Source organism: Nocardioides sp. B129/18 (genome assembly GCF_055282735.1).
In genome coordinates, this window is sequence record NZ_JBUZJI010000051.1 from 1 (window position 1) to 7,222 (window position 7,222).

The 7,222-nt window shown below is 74.3% G+C and carries 7 protein-coding genes; 4 read left to right on the forward strand and 3 right to left on the reverse strand.

Annotated features, from left to right (window positions below):
- From ACZDWJ_RS19510 to gmd (ACZDWJ_RS19520), 3 genes are all read right to left on the reverse strand, one after another.
- The coding region (locus tag ACZDWJ_RS19510) for a hypothetical protein (protein ID WP_463523815.1) at positions 1 to 289 on the reverse strand (289 nt) is incomplete at its 3' end.
- A 106-nt stretch (positions 290 to 395) separates the two neighbouring features.
- Positions 396 to 1,478, reverse strand: coding sequence for a GDP-mannose 4,6-dehydratase (locus tag ACZDWJ_RS19515; protein ID WP_463523817.1), 1,083 nt, complete (start codon positions 1,476 to 1,478; stop codon positions 396 to 398).
- A gap of 1 nt (position 1,479) precedes the next feature.
- Positions 1,480 to 2,454, reverse strand: a complete 975-nt coding sequence (gmd, locus tag ACZDWJ_RS19520; protein WP_463523819.1) for a GDP-mannose 4,6-dehydratase — start codon at positions 2,452 to 2,454, stop codon at positions 1,480 to 1,482.
- Positions 2,455 to 2,616: 162 nt separating this feature from the next.
- Between gmd (ACZDWJ_RS19520) and ACZDWJ_RS19525 the strand changes: the two genes are divergently transcribed.
- The 4 genes from ACZDWJ_RS19525 to ACZDWJ_RS19540 all read left to right on the forward strand — a co-directional run bounded on the left by ACZDWJ_RS19525 (position 2,617) and on the right by ACZDWJ_RS19540 (position 7,031).
- A complete protein-coding gene (locus ACZDWJ_RS19525) occupies positions 2,617 to 3,042 on the forward strand; it encodes a hypothetical protein (RefSeq protein WP_463523821.1) in 426 nt (141 codons plus the stop codon).
- Between the two features lie 144 nt (positions 3,043 to 3,186).
- Positions 3,187 to 4,920 (forward strand): DUF4012 domain-containing protein, encoded by a 1,734-nt coding sequence (locus ACZDWJ_RS19530; protein ID WP_463523823.1) that lies wholly within the window; start codon positions 3,187 to 3,189, stop codon positions 4,918 to 4,920.
- Between the two features lie 114 nt (positions 4,921 to 5,034).
- Positions 5,035 to 6,063 carry a GDP-mannose 4,6-dehydratase gene (gene gmd, locus ACZDWJ_RS19535; protein ID WP_463523825.1) on the forward strand — a complete coding sequence of 343 codons (1,029 nt, stop codon included), beginning with the start codon at positions 5,035 to 5,037 and terminating at the stop codon, positions 6,061 to 6,063.
- Positions 6,060 to 7,031, forward strand: coding sequence for a GDP-L-fucose synthase family protein (locus ACZDWJ_RS19540; RefSeq protein WP_463523827.1), 972 nt, complete (start codon positions 6,060 to 6,062; stop codon positions 7,029 to 7,031). The genes gmd (ACZDWJ_RS19535) and ACZDWJ_RS19540 overlap by 4 nt, the downstream gene beginning before the upstream one ends.
- Positions 7,032 to 7,222: the final 191 nt, after the last annotated feature.

The following is a 7,222-nucleotide window of genomic DNA, read 5'->3' on the forward strand; positions in this document are numbered from 1 at the left end:
CGACCCCATCTGGACCCCTCAGCGGAAGGGTTGTCACCCGGTCGTTGCGGCGACGCGAGCGCAGACCGCCCTCGGGCTCCTCCTCGACGGCCTCGGCGAGCGGTGCGCCGTCCTCGGCGAACAGGGCGGCGCGGGCCTCGGCGATCGGGTCGAGGCGGGTGACGGTGGCGGGCTTCGGCGCGGCGGCGGCCTGGTCCTGCTGCAGCAGGACGGCGCGGGCCTCGGCGATGGGGTCCAGGCGCGTGCGCTCGGCGGAGTCGTCCGCCGGGGGGAGAGTGCTGCTGCTCATGGCTCCGACGGTAGAGCAGCATGGCGCGTCGCGTCGGTGGATTGGACCGGTTGCCCGGTGCTCCCCGCCACGTCGGGACGCAGGTCAGGGCGACGTCAGGGCGACCTCAGCGCGACCCTGCGACGGCGTCGTCGCGCGCAGGCGGCGCGAGGAGGTCCGGGTGCTCCTCGGCGCCGGTGCGCAGGCGGCGCAGATCGGCGGCGACCATCCGCTCCACCTCGGTGCGGAGGTCGACCTCGGGGCGCCAGCCCAGGAGGACGCCCGCCCGGGCGGGATCGCCGACCACGGCCGTCACGTCCCGCGGCCGCTCGGCGTCGCCCCCGCCGGCGACCAGCGGCGTCGGGCGCGCCGTCGTGCCGACCCCGGCCGCCGCGGCCCGGCCGGCCCACTCGGCGATGTCGCCCAGGCGGGAGGCCCGGCCGGTGGCGACGACGACGTCGTCGACCGTGGCCGTGCGCGCGGCGGCGACGAAGGCCCGCATGAGGTCGGGCGCCGAGCCCCAGTCGCGGCTGACCTCGGGGTCGCGCACGGCGATCACGTCGCGCAGGCCGAGGGCGACCTCGGCGCTGTGGCGCGCGATGCGTCGCAGCACGAAGCGCTGGGCGTGAAGGCAGCTGGTATGGCCGAAGAGGACGAGGCTGGCCGCGTCGAGGCCCTCGTCGCGGGCGCGGGCGACGGCCTCCTGGGCGCGGGCCTTCGACTCGCCGTAGGGACTGACGGGTGCGATCGGGCCGGTCTCGTCGAGCACCGTGCCGGGCGTCGCCGCGCCGAAGACCTCCGAGCTCGAGGCGAGCAGCAGGCGCGGGGCCCAGCCGTGGCGGTCGGCATGGCGGCGCAGGCGGTCGAGCAGGCGGACCACGGCGCGGTGGTTGACCTCGTCGGTCTCCTCGCGACGCTCCCATGAGTCGCCGACCGAGCTGAGCGCGGCCAGGTGGTGCACCACCGCGGGCCGATGCTCCTCCAGGAGGTCGGCGAACACGGCGTCCTCGCGCACGTCCCACGATCGCAGGGTGACGCCGTCGAGGTAGACCCCGTACGCCCCGGGATGCGGGCCCTGGTGGGTCCCGACGACCCGCGCGCCGTCGGCGAGCAGCGCTCGGGCCAGGTGGACGCCGTCCTGGCCGCCGACGCCGGTGACCAGGTGCGTCCGGGGGCGCGCGGGATCGTGCGGCGGACCGGCGGGCTCCACCTCAGCGGCCCAGCAGGTGGGCGATGGCGCGGCGATCGGCGTCGACCATGATCCGGGCCAGCTCGGCCGCCCCCGTCTCGGCCCGCCAGCCCAGCCTCTCGGCCGCCTTCGTGGCGTCGCCGATGAGGGCGTCGACCTCGGTGGGTCGCTCGTAGGAGTCGTCGTGGACGACGTGGTCGCGCCAGTCCAGGCCGGCGTGGGAGAAGGCCGCGTGGCAGAACTCCCGCACGCTGGTGCCGACGCCGGTGGCCAGCACGAAGTCGTCGGGCTCGTCGGCCTGCAGCATCCGCCACATGCCCTCGACGTACTCCGGTGCGTAGCCCCAGTCGCGGACGGCGTCGAGGTTGCCGAGGACGAGGCGGTCGGTGATGCCGGCCTCGATGGCGGCCACGCCCTGGGTGATCTTGCGGGTCACGAAGTTCTCCCCGCGCCGCGGGGACTCGTGGTTGAACAGGATCCCGGAGACCGCGAAGAGGCCGTAGGCGTCGCGGTAGTTCAGCGTGAGCCAGTGGGAGTAGAGCTTGGCCGCGCCGTAGGGCGAGCGCGGGTGGAAGACGCTGCCCTCGTGCTGGGGCGGGGCGGTGGCGCCGAACATCTCGGAGGTCGAGGCCTGGTAGAAGCGGCAGTCGAGCTCGGCCGCGCGGATCGCCTCGAGCAGTCGCAGGGTGCCGAGGGCGTCGGTGGAGGCGGTGTACTCGGGCATCTCGAAGGAGACCTTGACGTGGCTCTGCGCGCCGAGGTTGTAGACCTCCTCGGGGCGGATCCCGAGGATCAGCGTCATCAGGCTGGCGCCGTCGGTGAGGTCGCCGTAGTGCAGGTGCAGGCGGGGATCCTCGACGAGGTGATCGATGCGGTGACGGCCGAGGGAGGAGGAGCGGCGCACCAGGCCGTGCACCTCGTAGTCCTTCGCGAGGAGGAGCTCGGCGAGGTAGGAGCCGTCCTGACCGGTGATGCCGGTGATGAGGGCGCGCCGCATGCTGGCGGACCCTACGACATCCGCAGGTCCGGGGAGCCGGTGCCCCTCGCGCCCGGGGGCTGGACCAGTCGACGATTTCGCTCCGCGGTGCCTCGACCTGTGGTTTCCTTGGGCCTCGTACGTGGCCACCGAGGCCGCCCACCTCCCCGGGAGCACCAGCGCATGAAGAAGTTCCTCGCGACCCTGACGGTCGCCCTGATGGCGATCCTCGGCTCTCTGAGCGTCGGCGGCACCGCCGTCGCCGCGGACCCCTACCCCGGTCCGGGCGCCAAGACCGACCTCTACATCCTGACCCGCACCACGCCGGAGGCCGGCAAGGCGTTCCAGCTGGGCATCAGCGCGATCGCCCGTGCCGCGAGCCCGTCGCGCCCCGACGGCGTCGTCACCGTCTCCGTCACGCGCGTCAAGAGCAGCGGCCGCGCCTCGGCCACCGCGTTCTCCGGCCGGTTCATCGTCCGCAAGGGCAAGGCCTACGCCCGCATCCCCGCGCTCGCCACCGGCCGCTACCTGGTCAAGGCCTCCTTCTCCCCGAAGGTGAAGGCCCGCTACCAGAAGGCGAACGCCGCCCGCACCATCGTCGTCCGCTGAGCCCGTCCCGGGGCTGAGCCCGACCCTGCCGCACGTCCTCGTCAGCACCTGCGCCCCTCGGGGCGCGGGTGCTGACGTCTTCTCGCGCCTGCCGCGCGAGCCCATCGCCGTCCCTCCGACCTCCGAGAGCAGGTATCCCCGCCCATGAGCCGCCGCCGCGTCGTCCTCCTGAGCCTGGCCGTCGTGGCCCTCCTGGTCCTCGCCTGGGGCGCGTGGACGGCGAGGCTCGCCTGGACCGCCCGGGCGGACCTCACGGCCGCCGTCGACGACGCTCGTGCGCTGCGCGCGGCGGTGAGCTCGGGCGACGACGACGCCGCCGATCGCGCGGCCGCGGACCTGCGGACCCACACCTCCTCGGCGGCCGACGCCACCGGCGGCTGGTCCTGGGGCCTGGCCACCCGGCTGCCCCGCATCGGCGACGACGCCGACGCCGTGCGCGTGGCCAGCCGGGCCCTGGCGCTCCTCGCGCGCGACGGCGTCCCCGCCCTGGTCGACGCGTCCGGTCGCATCGACGCGCTGAAGCCGCAGGACGGCCGGATCGACGTCGCGGCCCTGGCGACGCTGAAGGAGCCGGTGGCCACCGGCGCGCGGGCGGCCCGGGCCGCGCAGGACGACCTCGACACCGTGCGTCCGGCGGGGCTGGTCTCGGCGCTGCGGGGTCGCTTCGACGACCTCGACGAGCAGGTCACCGCGCTGCGGCGCGGGCTCGACGCGGGCTCGCAGGCGCTGGAGGTGCTGCCGGGGATGCTGGGGGCCGACGGCCGCCGCGATCTGCTCCTGGTCTTCCAGACCAACGGCGAGATCCGGGCCACGGGCGGTCTGCCCGGCGCCGTCGCGGTGCTGCGCACCGACGACGGGCGGCTCTCCCTGGGCGACCAGGTGGCGGGCTCCAGCCTCGTCGGCTCGCCGGACCTGCCGGTCAGCCGCGCGGAGTCGGCGATCTTCGGACCCCAGCTGGGCCAGTACTTCCTCGACGCCGGCTTCACGCCGGACTTCCCGCGCGCGGCCGAGCTGATGTCCGCGCGCTGGGCCGCGCTGGGCCGCGAGCCGGTCGACGGCGTCGTGGCCATCGACGCCGTCACGACGGCGCGCCTGCTCGAGGCCACCGGCCCGATCGAGGTGCAGGGCGTGCGCCTGGACGCGCAGAACGCCGTCGACGAGCTGCTCGTCGGGGTCTACCGTCGCTTCCCGCAGGCCGGCGCCCAGGACGCCTTCTTCCAGGGAGTGACGCGGACGGTGTTCGACCGGGTCGCCGGCGGCGGCGCCGACCCGCGGAAGGTCGTCGAGGCCCTCGCCGGGGCGGCCCGCGACGGGCGGCTGCTCGTCGACAGCGACGACGCCGCCGAGCAGAAGGTGCTCGAGCGCACCGTCGTCGGCGGCGACCTGCGCCGCGGACCCGGGCGCGGGGACGTCGTCGTCGCCCTCAACGACGCGACGGGCGCCAAGATGTCCTCCTACCTGCGCACCACCGCGCGCATCGAGCCCCAGCGCTGCTCCGACGGCGCGCGGGACCTGCGCGGCACCATCCGCCTCACCTCGACCGCGCCGTCCGACGCGGGCACGGCCCTTCCGAGCTACGTCACCGGCGGTGGCGGCTTCGGGATCACGCCGGGGCACCAGGTCGTCCGCGTGCACCTCCTCGCGCCCCCCGGCCGGCCGCTCGCGCGGATCACGATCGACGGCTACGTCCGCGACGTCCCGGCCGTCGAGCTCGACGGCCGTGCGGTCGTGACGCTGTTCGTCGAGCTGAGGCCGGGGCAGACCACGAGCGTCGGCTGGACGCTGCCGGCAGGCTCCGGGGACACCCCGGTGCGCATGCGCCTGACCCCCGGCGTCGAGGGCCGTGCGCAGACGGCGGCGTACACGAGCGTCTGCTGACGGGAGCGCCCCGGTGGGCCGCCCCACATTCCCCGGATCCTCAGCGGCGCCGGGGCCGATCGACCAGAATCAGCATGCGGATCACCAGATCCGGCGACCCGAGGAGACCCCTGCATGCGACGTGCCCTGATCACCGGCATCACCGGCCAGGACGGCTCCTACCTCGCCGAGCTGCTGCTCGCGAAGGGGTACGAGGTGCACGGGCTCATCCGGCGCGCGTCGACCTTCAACACCGCGCGCATCGACCACCTCTACGTCGACCCGCACGACGCCGGCGCGCGGCTCTTCCTGCACTACGCCGACCTGGCCGACGGCTCGCGGCTGGCCTCGCTGATCGCCCAGATCCGGCCCGACGAGGTCTACAACCTGGCCGCCCAGTCGCACGTGCGGGTCTCCTTCGACGAGCCCGAGCACACCGCCGACGTCACCGGCACCGGCACCATCCGTCTGCTGGAGGCCGTGCGGCAGTCCGGCGTCGAGGTCCGCTTCTACCAGGCGTCCTCCTCCGAGCTCTACGGCGCGACGCCGCCGCCGCAGAGCGAGACCACGCCCTTCCACCCGCGCTCGCCCTACGCCGCGGCCAAGCTCTACAGCTACTGGATCACCAAGAACTACCGCGAGGCGTACGGGATGTTCGCGGTCAACGGCATCCTGTTCAACCACGAGTCCCCGCGCCGCGGCGAGACCTTCGTGACGCGCAAGATCACCCGGGCGGCCGCGGCGATCGCCGCCGGTCGCCAGGAGCATCTGTTCATGGGCAACCTCGACGCGGTGCGCGACTGGGGCTACGCCGCCGAGTACGTCGAGGGCATGTGGCGGATGCTGCAGGCGGACGAGCCCGACGACTTCGTGCTCGCCACCGGGATCGGCATCACGGTGCGGGAGTTCCTCGAGATCAGCTTCTCCCACGTCGGGCTGCGGTGGGAGGACCACGTCCGCTTCGACGAGCGGTACCTGCGGCCCACCGAGGTCGACGCGCTCATCGGCGACCCGACGCACGCCGGGGAGCGGCTGGGCTGGAAGGCCACCGTCGACGGCCGACGCCTGGCCGAGCTGATGGTGGAGGCCGACGTCGCCGCGCTGGAGCACCAGGGCCGACCGTGGATCGACGCCGTCCGGCTCCCGAGCTGGGGCACCGCGTGAGCGACCAGATCCACGCCCCCGGCCCCCTGGACCGCGAGGCGGTCTTCTTCGTCGCCGGCCGTCGAGGGCTCGTGGGCGGAGCGCTGTGGCGTCACCTCGAGGGCGCCGGCTTCGAGCGTCTGGTCGGGCCCACCTCGGCCGAGCTCGACCTGTGCGATCGCGACGCCGTCTTCGCCTTCTTCGCCGAGCAGCGTCCCCGCTACGTGGCGCTCGCGGCCGCGAAGGTCGGCGGGATCATGGCCAACAGCACGTACCCGATGGACTTCTGGTCCAACAACCTGCTCATCCAGGTCAACGTCCTCGACGCCGCCCTCGCCCACGGCGTGGAGCGGCTGCTCTTCCTCGGCTCCTCGTGCATCTACCCCAAGCTCGCGCCGCAGCCGCTGCGCGAGGAGTACCTGCTGACCGGGGCCCTCGAGCCCACGAACGACGCCTACGCCATCGCCAAGATCGCCGGCATCCTCGGCGTGCAGGCGGTGCGTCGTCAGCACGGCCTGCCGTGGATCTCGGCGATGCCGACGAACCTCTACGGGCCCGGCGACAACTTCTCGCCCACCCGCTCCCACGTGCTGCCCGCCCTCATCCGTCGCTACGACGAGGCCGCCCGCTCGGGCGCGGCGAGCGTGGAGAACTGGGGCACCGGCACGCCGCGGCGCGAGTTCATGCACGTCGACGACATGGCCGAGGCGTGCCTGTTCCTCCTCGAGCACTACGACGGCGCCGCCCAGGTCAACGTCGGCACGGGCAGCGACGTCACCATCCGCGAGATCGCCGACACCATCGGCGAGGTGGTCGGCTTCGACGGCGAGGTGCGCTGGGACGCCACGAAGCCCGACGGCACCCCGCAGAAGCTGATGGACGTCTCGATGATCAACGCCCTGGGGTGGAAGGCGCGCATCGACCTGCGCCAGGGGCTGGAGGACACCGTCGCCTGGTACCGCGAGCACCGCGACGACCTGCGCCGATGACGACGCGACCCGCGCGCGTGGTCGTGCTGGGCAACTATCCGCCCGACCGGCAGCAGAGCATGCGGCGCTTCGCCGACTGGCTGTGCGAGGCCCTGCGCGCCGAGGGGCTCGACGTCGTCGTCCGCACGCCGCCGGTCGTGGGGGGGGGGGGGGGGGGGGGGGGGGGGGGGGGGGGGGGGGGGGGGGGGGGG

Coding starts and splice junctions, on each gene's coding strand:
- ACZDWJ_RS19530 (WP_463523823.1), top strand. CDS start 3,187: ATGAGCCGCCGCCGCGTCGTCCTCCTGAGCCTGGCCGTCGTGGCCCTC.
- gmd (WP_463523825.1), top strand. CDS start 5,035: ATGCGACGTGCCCTGATCACCGGCATCACCGGCCAGGACGGCTCCTAC.
- ACZDWJ_RS19525 (WP_463523821.1), top strand. CDS start 2,617: ATGAAGAAGTTCCTCGCGACCCTGACGGTCGCCCTGATGGCGATCCTC.
- gmd (WP_463523819.1), bottom strand. CDS start 2,454: ATGCGGCGCGCCCTCATCACCGGCATCACCGGTCAGGACGGCTCCTAC.